The organism is Brotaphodocola sp., from assembly GCF_050873065.1.
Lineage (GTDB): Bacteria > Bacillota > Clostridia > Lachnospirales > Lachnospiraceae > Brotaphodocola.
This window is the reverse complement of the sequence record NZ_JBNMIC010000017.1, coordinates 1-26018: the sequence shown is the minus strand read 5'-3', so window position 1 is coordinate 26018 and position 26018 is coordinate 1. Positions and strand designations below refer to the sequence as shown.

The window sequence follows — 26018 nt, the reverse complement described above, 5'->3', positions numbered from 1 at the left end:
AGTTTCAATACGTTTTACAAGTTTAATCTGCCCCAGTAATTTTTTGACAGTTTGATAAAGTATTGGGCCGCATCAGTGAGATAGCTGCCTTTCTTGTAACTTGCCACAATATCCCAGGTCGGATGCGAGGGAAGAGAGAAGAAAGAAACATTCTCAAACGGATAGCGATAGGCACCTACGGCAAAAAAACTTGGAACAAGGGTACAGCAGATATTTGCAGACACCATTTCCAGTGCGGTTACGGAACGCTGGGCATAAAAGAGGGTATCCGGATGGAGTTGATAATCCTGAAAGCATTTGAGGATTACCTCATACATGGTCGACTGCTTGTACATCATGGCGAATGGTTCATACTGAACATGCTGGAGGTCTAATTCCGGGTAAGCGCTGCAGCAGGTAGGGTGTGCGAGTTGACAGCTTGGATGGATGCTGGGAATTGCTAGCAGGATTTCTTCTTTTGCAAGAGGAATATATACATCGTCTGCGCGCTGCTGTTCGGAAAGTGTCAGAAAGCCAAGATCCAGTTCGCCGGATGTAAGCATCTGCTGTTGACCACGCACATTATTCTCATAAATATTGATCGTGACGTTCGGATAATTCTTGTGGAAAAGAGGGTAAATGCTGGTAAACATGGAACTTCCATGTTCGGAAGTGATTCCGATCGCCAGATTTCCCTGATGGGAATTGACGAAATCCTGCAATTGTTTGTCGGTTTCGCGGCGTATCTGTAAAATTTCTTTTGCCGATTTAAGATAAATTAAACCTGCTTCAGTGGGAACGAACCCACTGCGGGAACGAAAAAAGAGGGGAGTTCCGATTTCTCGCTCAAGATTGTTCAGTTGCTGGGTTAATGCGGAGGAAGTTACGAACAGTTTTTCGGCAGCTCGGGACAGTTTTTGTTCTTCGGCGATCGTGACAATGTACTCAATTTCTTTTAAATTCATAAGGAAACATTTCTCCTTTCCCATTCCCAAAATAGAATTTTGTTGGTTTTTCAGAGCGATAAAACGCTGGTAGTGTGTCTTTTGGTTCCAAATGATAATATGTATCAGTATATAACAAGGAATAAGAAGAGACAATGACCTATTTTGATTTAGAAAAACTAAACGAAAAGTAAAAATGTTTAAATTTACTTCTTTATAAGAGGCTGATATGATAAGGGCATAAACAAAGTACCTTTTAAACGTTTACATGAAGAGAAAGAGAGGAAACGGTTATGTTTAAAAAGGGGTTAGCAGTGGTTATGGCGGCGGTTATGGCATTTTCGGTAGTTGGCTGTTCAGCAGGAGATTCATCGGGAAAGAGTGAGACTTCTGCATCAACGGAGAAGACAACAGATGAGAAGAGCAGTGGTGACACAACGGCATCAACAGTAAAATGGCCGAAAAATGTAGAGATCGTGGTACCTGCAAGTGCAGGCGGCGACACGGACTTTAATGCACGTCTTCTGGCGCAGAAACTTTCGGATAAACTTCCGGCTAACTTTGTAGTTTCCAATGTAAACGGAAATGGCGGTGCGACCGGAACCAGACAGGTAAAAGATGCAGCGAATGACGGAAGTTCGGTCCTGTTTTATCACACTGCATTTCTGGTAAACAAGGCGTGCAAAGCGACAGACTATGGATTTGATGAGTTTCAGTTTGCAGCGATTGCAGGACAGAATGTCGGCAATGTTGTGACGGTGAATGCTTCTCTTGGAATTAACAGCCTGGAAGATCTTTACAACTATACGAAGGAGCATCCGGGTGAGTTAAAGATAGCAGCACAGACGGGTGCTACCTCTTATGCCGTAGCGCTCCAGATGAAGAATGCAGGTTTTGATCTCAATATTGTGGATGCAGGTTCTGCAGCAGACCGTCTGGCAGCAGTACTTGGCGGCCATGTAGATGTGATTCTTGCCGCTTACGGCTCCATCAAGGATTATGTAAAAGAGGGCACTCTGGTTCCGTTAGCAATGGATGGAAACAGCGACCTGACGGTACAGGATGAAAACATTGACATTAAGGCAATGAAGAATCAGGGTTATGACATTGAGCTTCCGTTCTACTATTTCTTTGCATTCCCGAAGGGGACAGATACGGCTCTCGTAGACGAATTCAACAATGCATTGGGTGATATTATCCAGAACGACAGTGAGTATCAGGAAAAGATTTATTCCTCCTATTATCAGCAGCCAACTTTTATGCCGGGTGAAGAGGGACTGGCTGTCTACAAGGACATTGATGAGATGCTTCAGAAAATTGATTTTTCTGCAAAATAAAAATGGAGAGGCGTAACGTATGAGTGGAAAAAAGTTATCAGAGACTCTGGTAAATTTGGTACTGGTACTTACAGGCGCTATTTTGTGGCTGTCGGCGCAGACGATTGAGGTCGGCGCCGCCATGGGGCAGGGTGGAGACTTCATGCCAAAACTGTGCAGCACCATCTGGCTGATTATAGCGATCCTGCTGTTTGTCTTTGGTTTGCGTACACCGGATACAGGAAAAAACGAGGCACCGATCAGTATAAAAGGTTTCTTGAGCACATTGGTCCTGCTGTTTGTTTATGTATTGCTGCTCAAACCGATTGGATTTGTGATTACCTCAATTGTATACATGTTCATCCAGATGATGTTGTTTGTGCCGGCAGAACTGCGAAATAAGAAGAACTACATTATTTTTGCAGTCGTATCGATCGTTTTGCCGATCGCGGTAAATCTGTTGTTTGTAAATGTATTTTCACTGATTTTGCCGACCGGTATCTTATAAGGAGGAACACACATGGTTGTTGAAGGTTTACTTTCCGTATTGAATATGCACTGCTTCGTCGTCATTTTGATCGGCGTGGTAGTTGGAATTATTTTTGGTTCCATTCCCGGATTGACTTCTACGATGGGTGTAGCACTTTGCCTGCCGCTGACGTTCTCGATGTCTCCGCTTGATGGAATCTCGATGTTGGTAGCGCTGTATGTAGGAGGAACTTCGGGTGGTCTGATTTCTGCGATTCTTTTGAAGATTCCGGGAACCCCGTCCTCAGTGGCGACCACATTTGATGGTGGTCCGATGGCGGAGCGAGGCGAAGGCGGTAAGGCGCTCGGCGTTGGAATCTTATATTCGTTCCTTGGAACGGTTCTGTCAATTGTGGCACTGATTTTTATCGCTCCGTCTCTGGCAAAGATCGCGTTAAAGTTTGGACCGTATGAATATTTTGCAATCTGCCTGTTTGCGCTGACGATGATCGGTGCAATGGTGGGAGACAACCTATTAAAAGGTCTGATGAGTGGTGTCGCCGGAGTGACGTTTTCCCTGTTTGGAATTGCCTCGATCGGAGGTGCAGAGCGTTTTACCTTTGGCATTCAGAGCCTTGAAAATGGTTTCCAGCAGCTTCCTGTTATGATCGGTCTGTTTGCAGTTGCTGAGATCCTGAAAGTTGGAGCAGACGGCATTTCGGCAAACAAGGCAACGGTCATGAACTGCAAGATAAAAGGCTTTGGAATTACTATGAAAGAGTTCAAGGAGCAGTTTGTAAACTTTATCCGTTCAGCGTTGATCGGTATCGGCATTGGAATTCTTCCGGGTATCGGCGGTGCAACTTCCAACATTGTCGCATACAGTGTGGCAAAACAGCAGAGTAAATATCCGGAGAAATTTGGTACCGGTATCATCGACGGTGTCGTTGCAACAGAGACATCTAACAACTCTTCGATCGGAGGCGCACTGATTCCGCTTCTGACTCTGGGTATTCCGGGAGACACGGTTACAGCCATGATTCTTGGCGGTCTGACGCTTCATGGAATTGCACCGGGACCGCTTCTGTTTAAAAACAGCGGAACTCTGGTATATGGAATTTTTGCGGCATTTCTGATTGCGACGATCGTGATGCTCATTGTAGAATTTGGTGGTATCCGCCTGTTCATCAAGGTACTTGCAGTGCCGAAATACATCCTGCTTCCGGCAGTATTGATCCTGTGCATTGTCGGTACTTATGGAACCAACCACAATATGTTTGATGTGTGGACTTCCCTGCTGTTTGGTGTGATCGGATATTTCATGATGCGCCATAAATTCCCGCAGGCACCGATGATTTTAGGCTTTGTTCTTGGAACGGTGGTTGAGGAAAACCTGATTCGTGGTCTGATGTATACAGATAATAATTTCTGGGCATTTTTCAAGTCTCCGATTGCAGCAGTTTTCATGGTTGCAGCAGTTGCGATGGTGGTTTGGACCGGATACAAACAGTTAAAAGCTTATTATCAGAAAAAACAGGCGTGTTAAGGAGAACAGCTGTTTGATACAGAGATGAAAAGAAGGAGGCATTTATGAAAATCGTAGAAGGTGGAAAAGTTTCAGAATTATTGCGGGATATTGAAATTCCAAAGATGTTTCATGCAAAGCAGACCTTTCCGCGTGATGTGATTCGTCCGGAGGATATTCCTGCTGTGATAAAGCGGGAAATGGGGCAGGAACAATTTTCATCTCTGATCAAACCGGGCATGGAGATTGCGATCACAGCGGGAAGCCGCGGAATCCGCAATGTGGATATTATCACAAAGGCGATCGTCGATTTTGTGAAATCGAGAGGGGCCCATCCGTTTATTGTTCCGGCAATGGGAAGCCATGGCGGAGCCACTGCGGAAGGGCAGCTGGAGATTTTATCAGGGTACAACATTACACCGGAGAGTATGGGATGCCCGATTAAATCTTCGATGGAAGTCGTGGAACTTGGAGTTTCGGAACGTGGAAAGACGGTCTACCTGGACAAGAATGCTTATGAGGCAGATGGAATCATCGTTTCCTGCCGCCTCAAGCCGCATAATGCATTCCGCGGTCCGTATGAGAGTGGTCCGTGCAAGATGATGACCGTAGGACTCGGCAAGCAGAAAGGTGCTTCCTTAGTCCATGCAGATGGGATGGATGTGATTGCAAAAAACATTCCGACAATGGCGAAGGTTGTGCTTGAGAAGGCGAAGATTCTTTTTGCAATCCCGTGTATCGAGAATGCTTATGATGAGACCTGCAAGATTGAGGCGATTCTCGCTAAGGATATTATGACGAGGGAGCCGGAACTCTTAAAGTTTGCGTTTGGAAATATGCCGAAACTTCTGGTAAATGAGACGGATGTTCTGGTCGTAGATGAAGTAGGAAAGAATTACAGTGGAACAGGGGTAGATCCGAATATCACCGGAACATTTTCTACTCCTTATGCGACTGGCGGAATCAAGGTACAGCGGACCTGTTTCCTGAATTTGAGTGAAGAGTCGCATGGAAATGCACTCGGCTGTGGCTTGGCATCCGCAATCACCCGAAAAATTTTTGAGGCAATGGATGTGGAGAAGATGTATCCGAACTGTATCACAAGTACCGTTCTGGCATCTGCCCGGATTCCTTGTGTGGTGGCAAATGACAAGGAAGCTATACAGATCTGTATCCGCACCTGCAATAAGATTGATCAGAAGCATGTACGGGTAGTCCGGATTCCGAACAGCCTTCACATCGGTGAGATCATGCTTTCTGAGTCTTATTATGAAGATGTGAAAAAAGGAAAATATCCGGGTGTAGAGGCTGTCGATGAGCCGAAATGTCTGGAATTCGATGAGAACGGAAATGTGGTGACGCCGGTTATCTGTTCTGACAAAATGTAAATAAGAAAAGAAAAAGACAAAGAGCAGGCATGCGTGGGATCACGCATGCTTGCTCTTTCTGTATTCAGAGGGGGAGATTCCCTCGGTCTTTTTGAAGGAGCGGATGAAAAAGCTCGCGGAGCTGTATCCGACTGCGGTCGCGATCTCGCTGATTGTCATCTGCGTCTCCATCAGCAGCCGTTTGGCCTCGCGGATCCGGAGATGGGTCAGATAGTGAACGAAATTGTGGCCGGCCTTTTTCTTGAAGATCGTCGAGAAGTATCCGGGCGAGAGACAGAAGCGGTCGGCGACGGAGGAGAGACTTAAATCTTCCTGATAGTGCTGCTCTAAGTAGCGCAGAATTTCGTCATAGCGGAAATCGCTCGAGGTGTTCTGGATCATTGTCGAGGCGAGGCGTGAGAACTGTCCGGACAGCGGGGCAGCAGGATCGATCCCGTAGGCGCGCTCAAGGAAAGCGAGGAGGTGAGTGGCACTTACGGGGGATTCCTCGTTTAAGCGTGGGAATTCGCGCGCCAGAAATTCACACGAGAGGGAAAATCCGGCGTAATCTCCGTTTGTGTAGGCGTTCAGGCTGTTCTGGCACTGGGTGCAGATCTCTGACGCGAACGGGGAGAGTTCCGGCGCTGTCGTCGTGTTCTTGTAAAACCTGCTGCTGCCAAACAGGAAACGGCAGGAGGCGAGCGTCGTCATGCGCTGGTATTCGGATGGCCAGAGCGCGGTGTCGGAGAACGTCTTTCCCTCTATGATTGTGTGGGTGCTTCCGTAGCGTTTCGTGAATTCCTGAAGAAAGTCGCTGTATCCGTTTGGATATTCCGGAGTCTCAAATAAGAAGAGAAACAGCCGGTCGGATCTCCGGTATGGAATAAAAATCATGTGGTCATTGGCCTCTTCGGAGAAGCGGGAGCCGGAGAGGACGGTTCCGGGCTGGTCGGAAGTCACAAGCAGCGGGTGACAGGGGATCGGGAGGGTGACACCGGCAAGCCCCGGGCCTCCGTCGGAGAACAGGGAGGCGATGCAGAGTTTTAAGTCGCGGATCTGGCTCGCCTTTCTCTGCTCGACGTGGGAGATGACTTCCTCGAGGATGCCCTCAAGTTCGGTTCTGCGGATCGGTTTTAAGAGATAGTCTTTTACCTGGAGGCGGAGCGCTTCCCTCGCGTAAGAGAAATCGTCAAAGCCTGTGAGGATATAGAAAAGCGTATCGGGAGCGCTCGCCTGTGCGTCTCGGATTGCCTCGAGACCGTTCATGTAGGGCATCTGAATGTCGACGAGGGCGAGATCAAAATAGTTGTTTTTAAGCGCCTCTGAGAGGGCGAATCCGTTTGCAACTTCCATCATATCTTCCGGCTGGATGCCGAGATCGAGGAGAAAGAGCCGAATGGACTGGCGGACAAGAGATTCATCGTCTGCAATTAAAATTTTCATGGTTGTGTGACCTCCGGTGTTTTTTTGAGTTGAATGCGGGTTGTCGTTCCGTTTCCGACGGAACTTTCAATTTCCATTGTGCTTTCCGGCGAGAAGGAGAGCAGGCGCTCTCTGACATTTCGGATGCCGATTCCGCCGCTGCCGGTCGTCTGGCTGGTGTCGTACTGACCGATGTCATACCCCGTGCCGTCGTCGGAGATTGTGATTAACAGAGTCTCATCGTCGTCTTCTGCCTCCTTGGCACAGATGAGGATTGTGCACGGGTGCGTGCAGGGTTCCACGCCGTGGCGGATGGAATTTTCCACGATCGGCTGAAGCAAGAGCTTTGGAATCTTCCAGTTTTCCTGATGGATCTCTAAATGAATTTCACAGGTGAGACGGTCATTAAAGCGAAGTTTCTGAAGCGCGCAGTAATCTTTCACGAACTGAAGTTCCTGGGAGAGCAGAATGATTGACGGCGCCTTTAAAATGTAGCGGAGCATTCCGGAAAGCTCGTACAGAGAGTCCTCAAGCGTCTTCTGATCTCCGATCTGATTCAGCGCGATCATGTTATTGAGCGTGTTGAACAGAAAATGCGGCTGAATCTGGGCCTGAAGCGCCTTAAATTCGCTGTCTTTCTGCCTGATCGTTAAAATGTACTCCTGCCTGATCGTCTGCTCGAGCTTTTCGGAGGTGTAATTGAGCTGGTCTCCGAGGTCGTCAAGCTCAGTGTGAGAGACGTAATCGTAGCGCTTGCTGAAATCCTGATGCTGAATGCCGTCAAAGACCCGTCTCATCGCATCGATTGCGTGAACCATCTTTCGGGAGGTCACAGCGTGGGAAAGCGTTGCGGTTGCAATGCCGATCAGGTAGAGAAAGAGGGTGCTCAGATAGATCGTGCGGATTCTCTCATTCAGTTCCCTGCCGGAGAGTGCAATGCAGATATTCCACGGATATCCGTTGATCGGGTAGGCGTGAATCTGGTAGGATTCCCCCTTCATCGAGACGGTCTGCCCGTTTGAGGCGCGGGAGAGAATGCCCTGCTCTTTCGAGTCAAGAGGGGCGTTGGCGTATACGATGCGGCCATTCTCATCGCGGATCAGGATCGTCGCGTCGACGTGGAGGGCGAAATCGCGGAAAATCCGCTCAAACATCGAGGTGTTGACATCGATCTTCATCACGCAGAGCGGATATCTCGGATAGAGCGAGAGAATTGCGCGGGCGACGGAGACGACAGGAGTTTTTCCGGTGGGGCGCAGGTAATCCGGAAAGTGTGGCCCGATTGTGACGGCATTTCCGTCTGCGGCGAGAGCACGGCGATACCAGCTTTCCGCAGAGTAGGCAAACGGGGTGATGACGGATTTGTGGTCCGGTGCGGATACGGTGTAGTACAGACAGTTGTGTCCGGACATGATGTAGATGCCGTCAATGTCCTGACGGCTCAGGCGCAGATAAGTCATATTTTCGTCCAATTCGCGCTGAACGTCAAGCTCATTTAAACTGTTGCGCATTCCTCCGCCGACAGATTTTGCTTTTAAATAGTAGTAAACCTTCTGCGTGTAGTAGGGCTGAAGCGTGAGCTGATTGAGTTCATTCATATAAGTGCGGATGTTGCTCACCATCGAGTGGGCCGTGGAATCGAGAAGCGTCTGGATGTCACGGTGATACATCGAGGAGTAGATCGCAGCGATAAAGGATGCAACGAGAATGAACGGAAAAAAGGTGCTGACCAGGAAACTCTTTTGAAGTTGAAACGAAAATGATCGATGTGTATGCATAAAAGTGGGTACTCCTTGTTAAAAATGCTACATTTATTATACTGTCCTTACATAAATTTTACAATATTTCATAAAAAACCGGAAGAAAGTACAACGAAATCGTAAAAAATTGACACCATCGGAGGAGAAAAGAATCATATAATAGAGTCATCAAAAAGAGTTGCGAAAGCGCAACACGATAATATTACAGGAGGAGTAAGTTTATGAGAAAGAGCGTAAAAAACTGGCTGGCAATCGGTACCGCAGCGATCGTAGCCGCAGGGCTTGCGGGATGTTCCGGATCATCATCAAATGATGCACCGGCAGCAGATGCATCGAAGACCGAGACAACTGCTGAGGCAGCAAAGACCGACACCGCTCAGGGGGAGAGCAAGGACGAGAACAAGAAGCTTGAAGGCGAGATCGAGATCGTGACCAACGCCAACGAGCAGACTTACAAGGCAGTCAATGAGATTCTCGAGCAGTTCATGCAGGAGAATCCGGATGTCAAGATCAGCTACACGACCCAGGGTTCTGATTACGAGCAGCTGATGAAAGCACGTATGGCTTCCAACGATCTGCCGGATATCTTCGCAACCCACGGATGGAGCGTTGTACGTTACAGTGAGTACCTGCGTCCGCTGAATGATCAGCCTTGGTTCTCCGAGATTGAGCCGTCCTTTATGGACAATGTTCAGAATGCAGATGGACAGGTCTTCGTTCTTCCGCTGAACATGGATCAGGGCGGTCTGCTTTACAACAAGAAACTGCTGACCGAACTCGGTGTGGACATTCCGAAGACCTGGGATGAGCTGAAAGACATCTGTGAGAAGGGCAAAGAGAAAGGTTACACCGGCGTATTCATCGCAGGAAAGGACAGCAGACAGCCGGCATCCCTGCTTGACATTGCCGCTCAGACTTATCTGGAAGTAAGAAACGATCAGGATTACGCTTCTCAGCTTCTCGATGGTTCCTTTGACTGGAACAACTGGGCACCGCTTTCCCAGCTGCTTGTAGATCTGAAGGATTCCGGATATCTGAATGAGGACTGCGTAACCTGTGATACCGTTGATATCGCACCGCGTATGTCTGAGAACAATGTACTGTTCTTAATCACCTCCAACATGGATCTGATCCGTCAGGCTTCCGAGCTGAACCCGGATGCTCAGTACGGCATGGCTCCGATCCCGACGATTGATGAGTCTCAGGAGACGGTATTTGCAGGTGGTGAGCGTGAGGCTTACGGTGTATGGAAAGACACAAAGCACGAGGAGCTCTGCCTGGAAGTTCTGAAATATCTGGCAAAGCCGGAGAACGTAAAGAAAGTCTGCGAGGCAAGTGGTAAGCGTTCCGCTCTGAAGGGTGTGGATCCGGACCTTGGCGCAGTAGCAGAAGACTATAAGAAGTATGCAGATGTCAAGATCAGCCCGACCTTCGACCGTGTATATCTGCCGAGTGGAATGTGGAGCACCATGCGTACCATCGGTTCCGCACTGATGGGCGGCGAGATGAGCGTAGAAGAGAGCGTAAAGACCATGGAGACCGACTACAATACGCTTCGCGAGCAGAACTAAAGAGCGATAGCCGAACAAAAGAACGAAGGTGACAGCAGAGCTGACAAGAAAATCGACAACAAAGTTGACAGAAGTACCTGACAAAAATATCTGACAGAAATAGAAAACTTGTAAACAGCAACTAGAAATACTGCCTCAAAAAGCAGAGATGAACAACGGGTTCCGCTTCCAGAAAGATGGGAGACGGAACCCTGTTCACAACAGAAGGAGCGTGAAAACAATGAAGCAGAAGCAGAAAAGCACAAGATCGGTCTCGATCGATATCTTGTATCTGCCGGCGCTGGTATTGCTGACAGTGTTTGTCGTATACCCGCTGCTTTCCGGAGTCCAGATTTCCTTTACAAACTGGAACGGATATTCTTCTACATACAAGTATGTGGGATTTGCAAACTATGTCAAAATGTTTCAGGATAAGATGTTCTATACCGCGCTGAAGAATACATTCCTCTACGGTGTTGGAAGTACGACGATTCAGACAATTGTCGGAGTGGCATATGCCCTGCTTCTGCAAAAAACGTTTCATGGACAGACGCTCACCCGCGTGATTGTCTATCTTCCGGCGATGATCGCTTCCCTGATTATGGGTTATATTTCCTACTTCCTTGTACAGTACAATCACGGTGCAATCAATGATATCGTGATGCTGTTCGGAAAAGCACCGGTTGACTGGATGGCAGATGGCAAACGTGCAGTATGGATCATCGTAGTCATCAACGCCTTACAGTTCGTTGGAAAGACGATGATTATCATGATCGCAGGACTTCAGGGAATTCCGGAATCCTACGAGGAGGCAGCCGAGATTGACGGTGCCGGTTATCTTCAGAGACTTCGCTATATCACATTGCCACTCCTTCTTCCGGCAATCACGACCAGCGTTGTGCTCAACTTAATCGGTGGTCTGAAACTGTTCGGCATCATCCTTTCAACGACCTCCGGTGGTCCGGGATATTCTTCCCACTCCCTGTCCACCCTGATTAACTACCTGTACTTCCAAAACCAGAATGCAGGTTACTCGGCAGCAGTTGGACTTTGCCTGTTTGTTATCATCATGATTATCGGAACGATCGTGCGTCGTTTCTTAGAGAAGAAAGTGGAGGGGCTTAGCTAATGAAAAAGAAAGACAGAACGTGGCTCCAGACGCTGGTAGCGCTCTTGATCATTGCGCTTCACATCACACCGTTTTACATTATGATCAACATGTCCTTGAAGGAACTCTCAGATCGTTCCTCAAGATGGATGCCGGCACTGCATCCGTATTTCCAGAACTATCCGACAGCGATTGAACACGGAAATCTTCTCTCTGCCATGTGGAATACCTGGGTTATCGCATTTCTCTCGGTTATCATCATCGTGGTGGCCGGAGCGATGGCAGCTTACCCGCTCGCAAGAAAGATGAGCAGACGAAACCGCATCATCCTGACTCTGATCGTCGGAGTTATGATGGTACCTCAGCTGAGTATTCTGGTTCCGCTGTATAAGGAAATGGTATCCTTAAAGGGAATCAATCATTTCTGGGGCATCGTGATTGTATCGGCAACCTTCCATCTGCCGATGGCAATTTACATGTACAGCAACTTTATCAAGAGCATTCCGAAGGATCTTGACGAGGCAGCGATGATTGACGGATGCAGCATGATGCAGTCCTTCTTCTACGTCATCCTTCCGTGCCTGAAATCCACAACGGTCAGCGTTATCATCTTAAACGGTGTCGGAATCTGGAATGATTATCAGTTCCAGCTGTATTTCCTGCAGAAACCGGCAATGAGAACGATCACACTGGCAATCAGCACCTTCTTTACGGATTCCAAACAGGATCTGGGTGCAGCGGCAGCGGCAGCATTCATCGTTGTTCTGCCTCCGGTACTGGCATACATCTTCCTGCAGAAGTACTTTGTAAAGGGAGCAATGGACAGTGCTGTAAAGTAATGGAAACGGTTATTGGTTATTAATGGTTCAAGATGAATAAAAATGAATGACGGAAAAGTGTTAGGGTGAAGAGGATGAAGACGAAGACATTTCAGGAGACAATGAAAAAATTATATGATGCGAAGAACAGGGAGGTTCTGATTGCTTCGCATCGAGGAAAATTTTCCTCCAGTGTGATGGAAAATACCTCTCTCGCCTTTCTGACTGCGATCGGAGAGGGTGCCGATATGGTGGAGATGGATTTGGAGGAGACGAAGGACGGACGGATCGTCGGCCATCACGACAACGACATGAAACGTCTGTTCCACAATGACGGAAAAATCAGCGATTACACGTTGGAAGAGCTGAGAGCAATGCCGCTTTACAACTATGTCGGTGAGATCTGCGTCGAGGGAATCGAGACGTTTGAGGAGATTCTTGACAGCTTAAAGGATAAGACAGTTCTTGTTCTCGACAAGTGCTGGGACTGCTGGGATAAGGTTTACGCTCTTCTGTGCGAGAAAGACATGGTCAAGCAGGCAATCTTTAAATTCTATCTCAAGGATGAGGAGCCGATGGAGTGGGCGAAGGCACATGAGGACTGCATCTTTATTCCGATGTGCGGAGATCCGCAGATGTTCCCGAAGCTGCTGGAGCTTGGAGAGCATGCATCCGTTCCGGCTGTTGAGATTCTGCCTCACGCGGTGGACGAGCCGATTTTCTCGGAGGAGAGCTTCAAGTGGCTTGAGGACCACGAGATCAAGGTATGGTGCAATTCGCTGAGTCTGGCAAAACGTCTTGTCTATGGTGCAGGATACGATGATCTGAAATCTCTGCGCTACGGCGGAGACAAGGGATGGGGCGAGCTGATCCGGCGCGGTGTGCTGATTCTCCAGACAGACTGGCCGTATGAGGTATCCTGCTATCTGAAGGAACACCAGGAAGCGTAAGAACGTGTAAGAAAACGTAAAAAGACGCAGGAAAAAGAAAATATGTATTTGGAAACCTTTGGGAATGGTTTTTAAATAAGAGTAAGTTGAAAGAGAATGACTGCACCCTGAAATTTCGTGTTGGAATCGTGAATGGCAGGGGCAGTCATTTTTTTGTTTCATATTTCTCTGCGCCTGATTGTACAAAATTTTGGGAGAATGCGGCGGGGGAAAGAGACAATGGAGATGGGTCGGATCATATGGATGGCAGCGGCAGCATTTCTGGCGTATTTTGTGAAAGGATTCTGCGGATTTGCAAACACGCTGGTGTTTTCTTCGATTTTGAGTTTTCGCTTTGACAATATCAATATCTCGCCGGTGGAGCTGATTCTCGGAATCCCGGCGAATGCGTTTCTTGTGTGGAAGGAGCGCAGGTATGCCGACAAAAAGATCTGGGTGCCGCTGACGGTCTTTATGCTTGCGGGAAGCACGGGCGGAGTCGTTCTCCTCAAATATCTGAATGTGGAGCAGGTCAAGTCGATTTTTGGAGTGGTTGTCTTTGCTGTTGCGCTGGAGATGCTCTTTCGCGAGAGAAGCGCAAGCGCGGGAAAGTGCGGGAGCGCTTCGCGGGCGGGAATGCTGATCACAGGAATCCTCTCCGGAATTCTCTGCGGAATGTTTGGAATCGGTGCGCTTCTCGCCGCCTATGTCGGGCGGGCCGCAAAGGATACGAGGACATTTCGCGGAAGCATCAGTGTCGTCTTCCTGATTGAAAATCTGTACCGTTTTGTCCTCTATGCGGGAACCGGAATTCTGACTGCGGCAGTGGTTCGGCAGGCACTTTTTCTGGCTCCGTGCATGATTGCGGGGCTTGGCGTCGGACTCGGCTGTGCCGGAAGACTTGATGAGAAAAAGGTGAAGACCGCTGTCATCGTGATGCTGATGATTTCGGGAGCTGTGCTGATCCGCTTCTAAAATTTTTGTGTGGAAGAAGGGGTGTGTTTCGGTATTGAAAAATGGGCTGGAATAAAGTACAATAAAGGGAAAAGCAATGAAGATGAGACAACATGCAGCCTGTGAAAGGATAGACTGGACGATCTGGTCCGGATCGTCCGGAAGGAAAAGCGTATGAAAATTACCGAAATGAAAACCAGCACTTTCTGGAAAGGAGAACTTGGGGTTCAGGCGTCGGTAGAAGACGCGGGCAATCATTATGAAATAAGTCTTTTTGTCAAGGGTAGTCAGCTGAGCGGCTACTCTTGTTCTTGTGTAAAGACTGGTTTGAAAAAATATGCGATGTGTGAGCACGAAAAATTTGTCTGGGAAGCCTGGCAGAAAGAGCAGGCGATCAAAAACGGCAGACCGGTCATGACGTCGCAGGAGATCCGAACGATGATTCGGGAATATACGAACCGCGAGGTGGCCGAGATTGTTAAGGAGGGAGAGGTGCGCGGAATCCGCCTGATCCCGAGACTGATCTTGAAGCGGGACGGGGGAACGAGTCTGGAATTCAAGATCGGGCGCGACCGGACGTATGTGGTGAAAGACCTTGCGGAGTTTGTCCATGCCGTGGAGAGCGGAACGCAGATTGCATATGGAAAGACGCTGAGTTTCCATCACAGCCTTGACTCCTTTGTCGAGGAGGACAGGCCTCTGTGCGCCTTTCTGATGGAGCTTGTCAATGTATATCAGGAGCATTTTGAGCAGTTTCGGAAGAGCTCCTTTGTGACGGTGAAGGAACTGCGGGAACTGAATTTAAGCAGAGGCAATCGTGACCGTTTCTTCAAGCTGATGGAGGGGCGGGAGTTAGAGGTGGAAGATCTGCTCGGCAACAGCACACAGATGCAGGTGAAGGAGGAAATGATTCCAATCGCGGTTCAGATTGAGCGCGCGGGGCGTGACGGCGTGAAGATTCATGTGGATGAGAATCTCTACGGATTTTCCGGCGAGACGCGGTGGTATGTGGGAATCGGCACACATCTGATGTGCATGGAGCCGGAAGTGTCGGCCAAGATGGACATTTTTCTTGCCCAGATGCTCAAGGACAGGCGCAGCCACACGATGGAGATTCAGGACCGCGACATGCCGCTTTTCTATGAGCGCGTCTTAAAAAAGATTCTCCCGTACACGAAATTCGAGGTCAAGGATATCGATTTGGAGAGTTATCGCCCGCAGGAACTTCACGCCTCGTTCTCGTTTGACAGCCATGCGCCGGGAGAACTGACGATGAAGCCAGTGCTCTCCTACGGAGATTTCTCCTTTCAGCCGATTGAGGATGACAAGGTCCCGAGGACGGTGTGCAGGGATGTCCCGGGAGAATTCCGGATCAGCCAGGTCATCACGCGCTATTTCAAGTATCAGGATGAGCAGAGCCAGACACTTCTGATCCGCGACGATGACGATGCGATGTACCGCCTCCTGAATGAGGGCATGAAGGAATTCATGGCACTCGGAGAAGTCTATGTATCGGATGCGGCGAAGAAGATCCGCGTGCTTGCGCCTCCGGCAGTCGAAGTCCGTGTCCAGGCGCAGGAGGGATGGCTCAACCTCGATGTCGAGGCGGACGGAATGACGCCGGAACAGTTCCAGAAAATTCTCGCGGGATACGATCCGAAAAAACCGTACTACCGCTTAAAGAATGGAGAATTTCTTCGCCTCGATGCAGGAGGAATGGTGACGGTGGCCCGCCTTGTCGACGGACTTGAGGTCGATCGGGCGCAGCTTGCGGAGGGGAAAATCCGTGTGCCGGCATTTCGTGCGCTCTACCTTGACAGTGTGCTCAAGGAGGGAAGCGGCATCACATTTTACCGCGACAATCTGTTCAAGGCGCTTGTGCGCGGAATGAAGTCGGTGGAGGACAGCGACTATGAGATCCCGGCGACGCTCCGCTCCGTGCTCAGAGAGTATCAGAAGACGGGATACCGCTGGATGAGGACGTTAGATACCTGGGGATTTGGCGGAATTCTTGCGGACGATATGGGCCTTGGAAAGACGATTCAGGTGATTACACTTTTGCTCGATGAGGCGCAGCGCAATCCGGATTCTGCTTTCCTCATCGTCTGTCCGGCCTCTCTCGTCTATAACTGGGAGCAGGAGATCCGGCGTTTTGCACCGGATCTTCCGGTTCGGACGGCAGCCGGAAATGCGGCGGAGCGCGAGGCAGTGCTAAAGGAAGCTGTTCCGGGTGTTCTGATTACCTCGTATGATCTCTTAAAGCGGGATGTAATGTGGTATCAGGACCGCAAGTTCCGTTTCCAGATTCTTGACGAGGCGCAGTATATCAAGAATCCGGCGACCCAGGGGGCAAAGGCAGTGAAAATGATCCAGTCGCGCACACGCTTTGCGCTGACGGGAACGCCGATTGAAAACCGTTTAAGCGAATTGTGGAGTATTTTCGAGTACCTGATGCCGGGATTTCTGCATACCTACTCGGGATTCAAGAAGAAATTTGAACTTCCGATTGTGCGTGACGGCGACGGAAGGGCACTTGAGGATCTGAGAAGACTGACGGGACCGTTTATCCTGCGCCGAATGAAACAGGATGTGCTTAAGGAGCTTCCGGAAAAGCTCGAGACCGTTGTCTACTCTCAGGCGGAGGAGACTCAGCAGGATCTCTACCGCGCTGCTGCGATGCAGCTGAAGGAGGAAATCCAGAACATGGACGGCGGAATCGGGGAGAACCGGATTCAGATTTTGGCGGGGCTTACGAGACTGCGCCAGATCTGCTGCGATCCGGCTCTGTGCTACACAAATTACCGGGGAGCCTCCGCAAAACTCGATACCTGTGTCGAGTTAATTCAGGGAGGAATTGCGGGAGGGCATAAGATTCTTCTGTTTTCCCAGTTTACCTCGATGCTTGAGCGGATTGGCAAGCGTCTCACAAAAGAGGGAATCGCCTATCATGTGCTGACAGGGGCGACGCCGAAGGAGGAGAGAATCCGTCTTGCGGGGGCGTTTCAGACCGATGAGGTTCCGATTTTCCTGATCTCTCTGAAGGCAGGCGGCACAGGACTCAATCTGACTGCGGCGGATGTGGTGATCCATTATGATCCGTGGTGGAATGTCGCGGCCCAGAATCAGGCGACAGACCGCACGCACCGGATCGGACAGCAGAAACAGGTTTCGGTATTTAAACTGATTATGAAAGATACGATCGAGGAGAGCATTCTCAAACTTCAGGAGCAGAAGCAGGATCTGGCGCGTCAGGTCATTGAGGGAGAGACGCTTTCTCTGACCTCCCTGAGCAGGGAAGAACTGCTGAAGCTGTTGTCGTAGTGCTTGCTGTACTTGTCTGTACTTGCGGTATCTGTCAGATTTGCTGTGACACCGGTTAAATCTGGCATTGTGATGCAAGAGATTGATGCCAGGAGATATGGGAAAACAATTGATGCAGGAAGAGCAGAAAATGTAGTACCACGCCTGATGGCGTAGGAAACGGAGACTTCAGACGTGGTAATTCATAGAAAAATAAAATAAAAAATGAAATAAAAAAAGAAAAATAGAAAATAAAATGCAGAAATATAAAAAACAGACAGAAAGGACGGCAGAAGAACATGGCTTTATATGATTACATCGGTGCGCTTCGCCAGGGACGCAAACAATATCAGCTGGCAGTTTCGAAAGGTGAATATCCCTATCTTCCGGTGCTGGACCAGATCCTTGCGAATACTGATATTGTCTCGGAAGTGAACCTCGGCGTGATCGATGTTCCGCTTGAGAAAATTGTGGGAACAAAGACGCAGGGGCGGACAGAGGCATTTGCAGGCAATTTCATGCCGCTTCTCGGGGAAAAGACGGAGTTTGGCGCGAAGTGGGCGTACCTTTATGATCATCAGATCGAAGAGGGAATTCATGACCCGATCGTGGCTTATGAATTTATGAACCGTTATTACGTGCAGGAGGGAAATAAGCGCGTCAGCGTCCTCAAGTACGTGCATGCGTACAGCATTTCGGCATCGGTAATTCGGCTGATCCCGAGAAAAACGGACGATAAGGACATCCGCCTTTACTATGAATTCCTGGATTTCTATCAGGTGTCTTTCAACTCGGATGTCTGGTTCAGTGAGGAAGGACGATATAACAAGCTTCTCGAGGCGATGGGAAAGAAACCGGGAGAGGTCTGGACAGAAGATGAGCGGCAGTATTTTAAGAGTGCCCATGACCGTTTCTCCAAAGTGTTTGAGGAGAAACGCTCGGAAGACATGGAGATGACAGCGTCGGATGCATTTCTTGACTATGTGACGATTTATGGATATGAGGAGATCAAGGACCGCACGCCGGACCAGATGACGCAGGACTTAAACAAGATCTGGGAGGAACTCCTTCAGCAGTCCCGCGGCGGAAAGATCGCTGTTGTCCAGCAGCCGGAGGAGGCGGAGGCAGCAGCTCCGTCGCGCCTGATGGACTGGTTCCGCCCGTCGATCGAGCCGGAGATGCTCAAACTGGCATTTATCTATGCGCGTGACCGCGAACACTCGAGCAGAGTCTACTCTCAGGAACTTGGACGCATGTATCTTGAGCAGTGTTTCGAGGGAAGACTGAAAACGATGAAGTTTGAGAATGCGGACACAGAGGAAAAGGTGGATGAGGCGATCAACGAGGCCGTGAAGGCAGGCTGCAATGTGATTTTTGCGACGATGCCCCAGATGGCGCTCTCATGCGTGAAGGCAGCTCTGGATCATCCGTCCATCCGCATTTTCAACTGTTCCGTAAACATCTCTTACACGTCGATTTATACGTATTACACGCGTATCTATGAGGCTAAATTCCTGATGGGTGCGCTGGCAGCGGCAATGAGTGATTCTGAGAAACTCGGATATCTCGGCGATTTCCCTAGCTATGGGAGAATCAGCAGCATCAACGCGTTTGCAATGGGGGCACGCATGATCAATCCACGCGCGAAGGTTTACCTGCGCTGGTCGGGAATCCGTCCGGAGTACGACACCGTGGACTGGGAGAAAGAGGGCATCCGCTACATTTCCGGAAACGATATGATTACGCCGAATGCAGCATCGAGAGAATTCGGTCTCTTCCATCGGTGCGAGGACGGAAAGGTGGAGAATCTGGCGACAACGCTCAATGACTGGGGAAAATTTTATGAGTGTCTTGTCCGCCTGATCTGCCGCGGAGCACTCGATTCAAAAGATTTGAAGGGCAAGAAGGCAGTGAATTTCTGGTGGGGCATGTCTGCCGATGTGCTCGATGTTGTCTGCACAGAGAATCTGCCGCAGTACACGAAGCGTCTGATTCGCTTCTTAAAGAGTTCGATTCGCAGTGGTTCCTTCCAGCCGTTTGAGGGACCGATCGCTGCGCAGAACGGGATTGTGGTCGGAGAGGAAGGTCGCAGCCTGACGCCGGAGGAGATTGTGCGGATGGATTGGCTTGCGGAGAATATCGTGGGAGAGATTCCGCCGGTTGAGTATTTCCAGGATGAGATTCAACCGCAGATTCGACTGAAACTGGAGCACGCCTGAATATCTCGTCTAAAGCGGAGCGGTAGAGGAGTTCTTTCAAATAGGGACTTTGGGGGATGTTTTGAGGAGAGGCATCCCCGAAAAAGTGTGTAAATGTGCCTGAAACAGAAAAATGAGGAGACAGGGCAGGGGGAAAATTATGAAAATACTGGTACTGGCAGACGACGAGTCCAAGGCATTGTATGAGCATTTTGAGCCGAAAAAGATTGAGGATGTGGATCTGATTCTGGCTTGTGGGGATTTGAGGAGGAATTATCTTGATTTTTTTGCCTCGGTCAGCCGTGCGCCGGTGCTGTATGTGCTGGGCAATCACGATCATTGGAGCAAGGACGAGAAAATTGGCGGGTGCATCTGCATCGAGGATGACATCTATGTGTATAAGGGGATCCGGATTCTGGGCCTTGGCGGTTCGATGCGCTATCGTCAGGAGGCAGAAAATCAGTACACGGAGCACCAGATGGAGAGACGGATCCGCCATCTGTGGCTGAAACTTAAGATGCGCAAGGGATTTGACATTCTGGTCACTCATGCCCCGGCAAAGGGGTTAAATGATATGGAGGACCTTCCGCATCAGGGATTTGCCTGTTTTCTTGAGCTGATTCAGAAATATCAGCCCAAACTGTTTGTTCACGGCCATGTCCATGCAACATACGGAAAAGGATTTAAGCGCATGGACAAGTATGAGAATACGATGGTCGTCAACGCCTACGATCACTATATCATTGAGTATCCGGAAGGATAAGTGCGAGAGAAGATTTCCAGAGAATGGGAATCTTCTTTTGTTGTTTTATAAGTTATTTTATGGAAATAGGAAATCGTATCCTGTAAATTTTTTTATGGAACGGGGGAGAAACAGAAACGTGTTGGAAAAACGAAAATTTATAAATATTCAAAATAAAACCTATAAAACATACTTGACAAATAGGTAAAGCGGGATTATAATACAGACAATTCCTAGTAAACGAATAGGATAACTCGAGAATGAAGAGTTGAATAAAGAGTTTGATAACAATTATGAAAAATCAAATCAGTGAAAGGATGGGAACGAATATGGCTAATATTTATAAGGGAGTTCAGAATCTGATTGGAAATACCCCTCTTGTAGAGGTGACAAATATTGAGAAAGAGCTGGGACTGGAAGCAACCGTTCTGGTAAAGTTAGAGTACTTCAATCCGGCAGGAAGCGTTAAGGATCGTATTGCAAAGGCAATGATCGAGGACGCAGAGGAGAAGGGAATCCTGAAAGAGGGTTCTGTGATCATCGAGCCGACTTCCGGAAACACCGGTATCGGTCTTGCATCCATCGCAGCATCCAGAGGATATCGCCTGATTCTGACGATGCCGGAGACGATGAGCGTAGAGCGCAGAAATATCCTGAAAGCATACGGTGCAGAGCTTGTTCTGACTGAGGGAGCAAAGAGCATGAAGGGCGCAATCGCAAAGGCTGAGGAGCTGGCAAAGGAGATTCCGAACAGCTTCATCCCGGGACAGTTCACAAACCCGGCAAACCCGGCAATTCACAGAAAGACAACCGGTCCGGAGATCTGGAATGATACGGACGGAAAGGTAGACATCTTCATCGCAGGTGTTGGTACCGGCGGTACCCTGACCGGTGTCGGTGAGTATCTGAAGTCCCAGAATCCGAATGTGAAGATCGTGGCACTTGAGCCGGCAAGCTCACCGGTTCTGTCTGAGGGCAAGAGCGGCCCGCACAAGATTCAGGGAATCGGCGCAGGCTTCGTTCCGGATGTCCTGAACACCAAGGTATATGATGAGGTATTTACCGTAGCAAATGAGGATGCATTTGCAACCGGCAAACTGCTGGCAAAGAAAGAGGGCGTCTTAGTCGGAATTTCTTCCGGTGCTGCTCTTTACGGAGCAATCCAGCTGGCAAAGCGTCCGGAGAACAAGGGAAAGACGATCGTAGCTCTGCTTCCGGATAACGGAGACCGCTATTATTCCACCCCTCTGTTTGGAGAGGAGTAAATCTCATGAAACTTTCCATGAAGAGCAGATACGGGCTTCGGGCACTGATCGATCTGGCGATCCATTCACGGGATGAGCAGGTGGCGCTTGGAAATGTGGCAGAGCGCAACGGAATTTCTCCGCAGTATCTGGAGCAGGTATTTGCGAGTCTCAGGAAAGCAGGGATTGTAAGAAGTGTCAAGGGCCCGCAGGGCGGATATTTTTTAAGCCGTGATCCGAAAGAAATCAGCGTGGCGGAGATTGTGACAGTGCTCGAGGGATCGTTCCGCCTCGAGAATGAGGAGATCCCGGAGAATTGCAGGTCCCAGGGAGCTCCGAGAGCCGTGCAGAAACTCATCGTCGACCGGGTGAATGAGGAACTTGAGAAGATCCTTTCCCAGCTCACGCTCGCGGATCTGGTGAGGGAGGCTCAGGAGTACAGCGCCTACGGAAGCGATATGTATTATATCTGATGAAGAATCAGAATTGCCCAGAAAAACTTTAGAAAAATCATTGAGAAGAGTCTTTGATTTCCTCACATGAAAAGTGCGGGGGAGTCGGGGACTCTTTTTGCGTGCAGATGTTGATTTGAAGCTTTTTACTGGCAGAGTTTATCGTAACTGGGAATATAAGATTTTGATGTGTTATCTCAATGGTGAAAACGATTGACACTACAAAAGCAAAACAAAAAGAAAAATACGAACAATCACACGGCAAAAGCGCTAAAAAACCGCTAAAAACAGTGATAAAACAGGAGAAAAAGACACTTATAAGGCGAGAACTATGGATGTATAGCAAAAAAAATATGAAAATGCACAAAATAAAATTATGAAAACGGTTGACATTTATATAAAAATGCTCTATATTATAGACACGGAGAAACAAACGGAAGAGATTCAAAAGTGAGGAGGAAACAAAATGAAACTGAGAAGATTGGTAGCATGTTCAATGGCAGTAGCGATGACGGCAGGATTGATGGGCTGTTCTTCCGGACAGAGCACTGAGACAACAGCGGAGAGTACTTCTGCTGAGGCTGGCAGTGAATCCGCATCCGAGTCTTCTTCTGCATCTGGTGAGGGCGTGAAACTCACGATGATGAACAGCAAACCGGAGATCGAGGATGCACTTGAGGAGGCTGTGAAGGATTACCAGCAGAAGACCGGTGTGGAGATCGAGGTTTACAGCACAGACAAGCCGGGTGAGGTGATTGCTCAGAAGTATGCAGCAGGTGATCCGGCAACGCTGATCATTGGAGATTATTCCAACATTAAGGATGTTGCGGCAGAGAAACTGCTTCCGCTCAACGATGAGAAGTGGGTTGCAGACGGTGGCGACCTGCTTGGCATCAAGGTAGATGATAATCTCTACGGATTCCCGCTGTGTATTGAGGCAGCAGGTCTGATCTACAACAAGACGGCGATTGAGGAGATCACCGGTGAGGAGTTCAAGCCGGAGGATTATGTAACACTGGACGAGTTCAAGCCTCTTCTTGACAAGCTCAAAGAGGGTGGAATGGAGAGCCCGGTGATCTTAAACTCTGAGGACTGGTCGATCGGACAGCACTTCTTACAGTACATCTACAAGATGCACACCGGAAAGGCAGAGGATGCACTTGCTTTCCTCGATGAGGTAAGACAGGGCAAGGCAAACTTTGAGGATGATGCTGTTTTCAATGCTCTCTATGACACGATGGATGTGCTGATTGCCAACAACATCAACAAGGCAGATCCGCTTGCATCAGACTATGATTTGAATGCAAGTTATCTTGCTGAGGGTGAGGCTGCTTTTTGGTTGAACGGAAGCTGGGCATGGCCGGATACCAAAGAGTATGTGGATGGAAGTATGAGTTATGGAATTATGCCGTACCCGGTAAATGGTGATTTCACCTCTGCTGGTCAGTTGAATGCAAATGCAACAAAGTTCATCGCAATCGACAATGTGAAAGCAACTCCGGAACAGCAGCAGGCAGCAAAAGATTTCCTCAACTGGCTCGTGTATGACGAGGAAGGTCAGGATCTTATTGTCAATAAGTGTAATTTGGTTCCGGCATTCAACAACATCAAGATGGATATGACGAACGATTTCAATAAGAGCGTAAAGAAATATGTAGATGAGGGCAAGGTCAATGCTTACGTTCCGATCCCGTCTGACCATAGAAGTACACTGGCTGCTTATATGCAGAAGTATCTGGCAGGAGAGCTGGACAGAAAAGAACTTGCAGGTTATCTGGATGATTACTGGAAGAATCATTAATTATGAGTCATTCACTGAAAAATAATTCTGGGTTTTAAGATTCTTCATCGGAGGACAGGCACCGGAGCGGAAGAGATGTCTTTCGACTCGGTGCCTGTTTTGGGATAGTAGAAAATTTTCAAGACATATTTGTTGTTCTGTTGCATGATAAGGAGACGCCGGTGGCGCGTCCGCTGATTTTGTGAGGACATAAAAAGGAGTTTGGATCAATATGAAAGCGAAAGAAAGTTTTGGAAGGAAATGCGGTACCTTTTTGATCTTTGCAGGACCGGCCGTGATATCCTTTGTTCTTGTGGTAATCATCCCGATGATCTACGGTGTGTATCTGACCTTTACCGGGTGGGATGGTTTCACAAACGCAAAGCCGTTCGTAGGTCTGACAAATTACATAGCGGTCTTTCGGGATGGAGCATTCTGGAATTCGCTCTGGCTCACGGTTAAGTATGTGGCGTTGTCGGTTGTCTTTATCAATGCATTGGCATTTGCACTGGCTTATCTTCTGACGAGTGGAATTAAGGGACAGAATTTCCTGCGTGCAGGATTTTTCACTCCGAACCTGATTGGTGGAATTGTTCTGGGATATATTTGGCAATTTATCTTTTCGAGGGTTATGGTGGATCTCGGAAATGTGGTTTCCCTTCCTATTTTTGCAAAGTCCTGGCTGTCTTCCCCGGGTGGAGCATTTGCCGCTCTCGTCATCGTCACGACCTGGCAGTATTCAGGATATATGCTTCTGATTTATATTTCAGGATTTGTGAGTGTTCCGACCGATCTTCTTGAGGCAGCTCGAATCGATGGAGCGAATGCATCTCAGTTGACTCGCTATATTCGGATGCCAATGATGGTTCCGGCATTTGTTACCTGTCTGTTTTTGTCGATCACGAGATGTTTTAAGGTGTATGATCTGAACCTTTCCTTGACGGCAGGAGGGCCGTATGACAGTACGAAACTCGCAGCAATGCATATTTACACACAGGCATTTGAGAATCATCAGTACGGTCTGGGACAGGCTGAGGCACTGGTACTGTTCCTTGTAATGGGAATCATTGCATTTATCCAGATCTCGATGGGAAAATCCAAGGAGGTGGAAGCATAATGGCAAAAGCAGGAAAGTCCATGCAGGTTGGTGGAACGAAGAAAACGGTGGAGCAGGTAGCGAAGACAATTTTTGTCACTCTGATGTTTCTGTTTTATATGATTCCGTTTTTCATGGTGATTATTAACTCCTTAAAACGTAAGGTCAACATCGTCAAGAATCCGCTGGCACTTGTGGATGACAAGGGATTTCAGTTTGTCAACTATGTGAAGGCATTTACGGAGATGGATTTCGGATCTGCATTCTTTAACAGTATTCTGGTAAGCGGAGTCAGCGTAATCCTGATTCTTCTGTTTTCGTCGATGGCGGCATATCTCTTTGTCCGGACAGATTGGCTGGCATGCAAAATCTTTTTTGCTTTGATGGTTGCGTATATGGTAGTTCCGTTTCAGGTGATCATGATTCCACTTGTTTCTATTTACGGAAATGTCTTTGGAATCCTGAACTCGAGAGCGACGCTGATCTTCATGAACCTGGGATTCGGAACGGGAATGGCGATTTTTATGTGCCACGGCTTTATCAAGACAAATGTGCCGATGGCACTTGAGGAGGCGGCAAAGATTGATGGATGTACCAGACCTCAGATCTTTTTCAAAGTGGTACTTCCGCTTATGAAACCGATTCTTTCCACGATTCTGATTCTGAATCTGCTCGGACTCTGGAACGATTACCTGCTTCCGAATCTGGTTCTCGGAAAGAAGAATCTGTACACCCTTCCGCTTGCAATCCGCACATTCTATGGAACTTTCTCAAATGATCTCGGAAAGATCATGGCAGCTCTTGTGATGATTGTAGCACCGATTATTGTTGTGTATATCTGTTTGCAGAAATATATTATTGGTGGTGTGGTAGCAGGTGCAGTCAAATCATGATACAATGTATCCTGAAATGCCGAATTTTTTCTTAATACTATAAATGAGCAAATTTGAAAAATTGCACAAAACTACGCCACGGTCTTTACAAAGGAGTCAAAATCATTGCATTCCCTTGCACATTGATAGAGGACTCGATATTTTTCCATCTGGATTATGTCACTGATCTTGTG

Annotated in this window: 20 protein-coding genes; 17 read left to right on the top strand and 3 right to left on the bottom strand. The window is 48.4% G+C overall.

From position 1 onward, the window contains the following. Positions 1 to 14: 14 nt before the first annotated feature. On the bottom strand, positions 15 to 944 hold the full coding sequence (locus ACR0QE_RS06460) for a LysR family transcriptional regulator (protein WP_432627542.1): 930 nt from the start codon (positions 942 to 944) through the stop codon (positions 15 to 17). A 272-nt stretch (positions 945 to 1216) separates the two neighbouring features. Between ACR0QE_RS06460 and ACR0QE_RS06455 the strand changes: the two genes are divergently transcribed. Genes ACR0QE_RS06455 through ACR0QE_RS06440 form a run of 4 tightly spaced genes read left to right on the top strand, consistent with a single transcriptional unit; the run spans position 1217 to position 5620 of the window. Beyond that, the gene (locus ACR0QE_RS06455) at positions 1217 to 2260 is read left to right on the top strand and encodes a tripartite tricarboxylate transporter substrate binding protein (protein WP_432627541.1); all 1044 of its coding nucleotides are present in this window, start codon (positions 1217 to 1219) and stop codon (positions 2258 to 2260) included. 19 nt (positions 2261 to 2279) lie between these two features. After that, a complete protein-coding gene (locus ACR0QE_RS06450; protein ID WP_432627540.1) occupies positions 2280 to 2747 on the top strand; it encodes a tripartite tricarboxylate transporter TctB family protein in 468 nt (155 codons plus the stop codon). A 12-nt stretch (positions 2748 to 2759) separates the two neighbouring features. Further along, a complete protein-coding gene (locus tag ACR0QE_RS06445) occupies positions 2760 to 4253 on the top strand; it encodes a tripartite tricarboxylate transporter permease (RefSeq protein WP_432627539.1) in 1494 nt (497 codons plus the stop codon). 44 nt (positions 4254 to 4297) lie between these two features. Beyond that, positions 4298 to 5620 (top strand): lactate racemase domain-containing protein, encoded by a 1323-nt coding sequence (locus tag ACR0QE_RS06440; RefSeq protein WP_432627538.1) that lies wholly within the window; start codon positions 4298 to 4300, stop codon positions 5618 to 5620. Positions 5621 to 5659: 39 nt separating this feature from the next. On the opposite strand, the gene ACR0QE_RS06435 is transcribed toward ACR0QE_RS06440, so the two are convergent. Then, a complete protein-coding gene (locus ACR0QE_RS06435; RefSeq protein ID WP_432627537.1) occupies positions 5660 to 7042 on the bottom strand; it encodes a helix-turn-helix domain-containing protein in 1383 nt (460 codons plus the stop codon). After that, a complete protein-coding gene (locus ACR0QE_RS06430) occupies positions 7039 to 8799 on the bottom strand; it encodes a cache domain-containing sensor histidine kinase (RefSeq protein ID WP_432627536.1) in 1761 nt (586 codons plus the stop codon). The genes ACR0QE_RS06435 and ACR0QE_RS06430 overlap by 4 nt, the downstream gene beginning before the upstream one ends. A 203-nt stretch (positions 8800 to 9002) precedes the next feature. On the opposite strand from ACR0QE_RS06430, the gene ACR0QE_RS06425 reads away from it, so the two are divergent. The 13 genes from ACR0QE_RS06425 to ACR0QE_RS06365 all read left to right on the top strand — a co-directional run bounded on the left by ACR0QE_RS06425 (position 9003) and on the right by ACR0QE_RS06365 (position 25845). Next, the gene (locus ACR0QE_RS06425; protein ID WP_432627535.1) at positions 9003 to 10352 is read left to right on the top strand and encodes an ABC transporter substrate-binding protein; all 1350 of its coding nucleotides are present in this window, start codon (positions 9003 to 9005) and stop codon (positions 10350 to 10352) included. Positions 10353 to 10572: 220 nt separating this feature from the next. After that, positions 10573 to 11460 carry a carbohydrate ABC transporter permease gene (locus ACR0QE_RS06420; RefSeq protein ID WP_432627534.1) on the top strand — a complete coding sequence of 296 codons (888 nt, stop codon included), beginning with the start codon at positions 10573 to 10575 and terminating at the stop codon, positions 11458 to 11460. Next, positions 11460 to 12278, top strand: coding sequence for a carbohydrate ABC transporter permease (locus tag ACR0QE_RS06415; RefSeq protein WP_432627533.1), 819 nt, complete (start codon positions 11460 to 11462; stop codon positions 12276 to 12278). The genes ACR0QE_RS06420 and ACR0QE_RS06415 overlap by 1 nt, the downstream gene beginning before the upstream one ends. Before the next feature lie 74 nt (positions 12279 to 12352). Continuing rightward, positions 12353 to 13207: a glycerophosphodiester phosphodiesterase family protein gene (locus ACR0QE_RS06410; RefSeq protein ID WP_432627532.1), complete on the top strand. Its 855-nt coding sequence runs from the start codon at positions 12353 to 12355 to the stop codon at positions 13205 to 13207. A gap of 225 nt (positions 13208 to 13432) precedes the next feature. Further along, positions 13433 to 14161, top strand: a complete 729-nt coding sequence (locus ACR0QE_RS06405) for a sulfite exporter TauE/SafE family protein (protein ID WP_432627531.1) — start codon at positions 13433 to 13435, stop codon at positions 14159 to 14161. Between the two features lie 153 nt (positions 14162 to 14314). After that, the gene (locus ACR0QE_RS06400; RefSeq protein WP_432627530.1) at positions 14315 to 17461 is read left to right on the top strand and encodes a DEAD/DEAH box helicase; all 3147 of its coding nucleotides are present in this window, start codon (positions 14315 to 14317) and stop codon (positions 17459 to 17461) included. Positions 17462 to 17739: 278 nt separating this feature from the next. Further along, the gene (locus tag ACR0QE_RS06395; protein ID WP_432627529.1) at positions 17740 to 19659 is read left to right on the top strand and encodes a BMP family ABC transporter substrate-binding protein; all 1920 of its coding nucleotides are present in this window, start codon (positions 17740 to 17742) and stop codon (positions 19657 to 19659) included. A 139-nt stretch (positions 19660 to 19798) separates the two neighbouring features. Beyond that, entirely contained in the window at positions 19799 to 20401 is a 603-nt protein-coding gene (locus tag ACR0QE_RS06390) for a metallophosphoesterase family protein (protein WP_432627528.1), read from the top strand. A 308-nt stretch (positions 20402 to 20709) separates the two neighbouring features. Continuing rightward, complete coding sequence (cysK, locus tag ACR0QE_RS06385; RefSeq protein WP_432627527.1) at positions 20710 to 21645, top strand: cysteine synthase A; 936 nt, start codon at positions 20710 to 20712, stop codon at positions 21643 to 21645. Positions 21646 to 21650: 5 nt separating this feature from the next. Further along, entirely contained in the window at positions 21651 to 22097 is a 447-nt protein-coding gene (locus tag ACR0QE_RS06380) for an RrF2 family transcriptional regulator (protein WP_432627526.1), read from the top strand. 445 nt (positions 22098 to 22542) lie between these two features. Next, on the top strand, positions 22543 to 23877 hold the full coding sequence (locus ACR0QE_RS06375; protein ID WP_432627525.1) for an ABC transporter substrate-binding protein: 1335 nt from the start codon (positions 22543 to 22545) through the stop codon (positions 23875 to 23877). Between the two features lie 211 nt (positions 23878 to 24088). Next, positions 24089 to 24973: a carbohydrate ABC transporter permease gene (locus ACR0QE_RS06370; RefSeq protein ID WP_432627524.1), complete on the top strand. Its 885-nt coding sequence runs from the start codon at positions 24089 to 24091 to the stop codon at positions 24971 to 24973. Further along, positions 24973 to 25845, top strand: coding sequence for a carbohydrate ABC transporter permease (locus ACR0QE_RS06365; RefSeq protein WP_432627523.1), 873 nt, complete (start codon positions 24973 to 24975; stop codon positions 25843 to 25845). The genes ACR0QE_RS06370 and ACR0QE_RS06365 overlap by 1 nt, the downstream gene beginning before the upstream one ends. Positions 25846 to 26018 lie beyond the last annotated feature (173 nt).

Bases quoted from the DNA above. Each gene is read 5' to 3' on its own strand.
- ACR0QE_RS06460 (WP_432627542.1), bottom strand. From the start codon at position 944: ATGAATTTAAAAGAAATTGAGTACATTGTCACGATCGCCGAAGAACAA.
- ACR0QE_RS06455 (WP_432627541.1), top strand. From the start codon at position 1,217: ATGTTTAAAAAGGGGTTAGCAGTGGTTATGGCGGCGGTTATGGCATTT.
- ACR0QE_RS06450 (WP_432627540.1), top strand. From the start codon at position 2,280: ATGAGTGGAAAAAAGTTATCAGAGACTCTGGTAAATTTGGTACTGGTA.
- ACR0QE_RS06445 (WP_432627539.1), top strand. From the start codon at position 2,760: ATGGTTGTTGAAGGTTTACTTTCCGTATTGAATATGCACTGCTTCGTC.
- ACR0QE_RS06440 (WP_432627538.1), top strand. From the start codon at position 4,298: ATGAAAATCGTAGAAGGTGGAAAAGTTTCAGAATTATTGCGGGATATT.
- ACR0QE_RS06435 (WP_432627537.1), bottom strand. From the start codon at position 7,042: ATGAAAATTTTAATTGCAGACGATGAATCTCTTGTCCGCCAGTCCATT.
- ACR0QE_RS06430 (WP_432627536.1), bottom strand. From the start codon at position 8,799: ATGCATACACATCGATCATTTTCGTTTCAACTTCAAAAGAGTTTCCTG.
- ACR0QE_RS06425 (WP_432627535.1), top strand. From the start codon at position 9,003: ATGAGAAAGAGCGTAAAAAACTGGCTGGCAATCGGTACCGCAGCGATC.
- ACR0QE_RS06420 (WP_432627534.1), top strand. From the start codon at position 10,573: ATGAAGCAGAAGCAGAAAAGCACAAGATCGGTCTCGATCGATATCTTG.
- ACR0QE_RS06415 (WP_432627533.1), top strand. From the start codon at position 11,460: ATGAAAAAGAAAGACAGAACGTGGCTCCAGACGCTGGTAGCGCTCTTG.
- ACR0QE_RS06410 (WP_432627532.1), top strand. From the start codon at position 12,353: ATGAAGACGAAGACATTTCAGGAGACAATGAAAAAATTATATGATGCG.
- ACR0QE_RS06405 (WP_432627531.1), top strand. From the start codon at position 13,433: ATGGGTCGGATCATATGGATGGCAGCGGCAGCATTTCTGGCGTATTTT.
- ACR0QE_RS06400 (WP_432627530.1), top strand. From the start codon at position 14,315: ATGAAAATTACCGAAATGAAAACCAGCACTTTCTGGAAAGGAGAACTT.
- ACR0QE_RS06395 (WP_432627529.1), top strand. From the start codon at position 17,740: ATGGCTTTATATGATTACATCGGTGCGCTTCGCCAGGGACGCAAACAA.
- ACR0QE_RS06390 (WP_432627528.1), top strand. From the start codon at position 19,799: ATGAAAATACTGGTACTGGCAGACGACGAGTCCAAGGCATTGTATGAG.
- cysK (WP_432627527.1), top strand. From the start codon at position 20,710: ATGGCTAATATTTATAAGGGAGTTCAGAATCTGATTGGAAATACCCCT.
- ACR0QE_RS06380 (WP_432627526.1), top strand. From the start codon at position 21,651: ATGAAACTTTCCATGAAGAGCAGATACGGGCTTCGGGCACTGATCGAT.
- ACR0QE_RS06375 (WP_432627525.1), top strand. From the start codon at position 22,543: ATGAAACTGAGAAGATTGGTAGCATGTTCAATGGCAGTAGCGATGACG.
- ACR0QE_RS06370 (WP_432627524.1), top strand. From the start codon at position 24,089: ATGAAAGCGAAAGAAAGTTTTGGAAGGAAATGCGGTACCTTTTTGATC.
- ACR0QE_RS06365 (WP_432627523.1), top strand. From the start codon at position 24,973: ATGGCAAAAGCAGGAAAGTCCATGCAGGTTGGTGGAACGAAGAAAACG.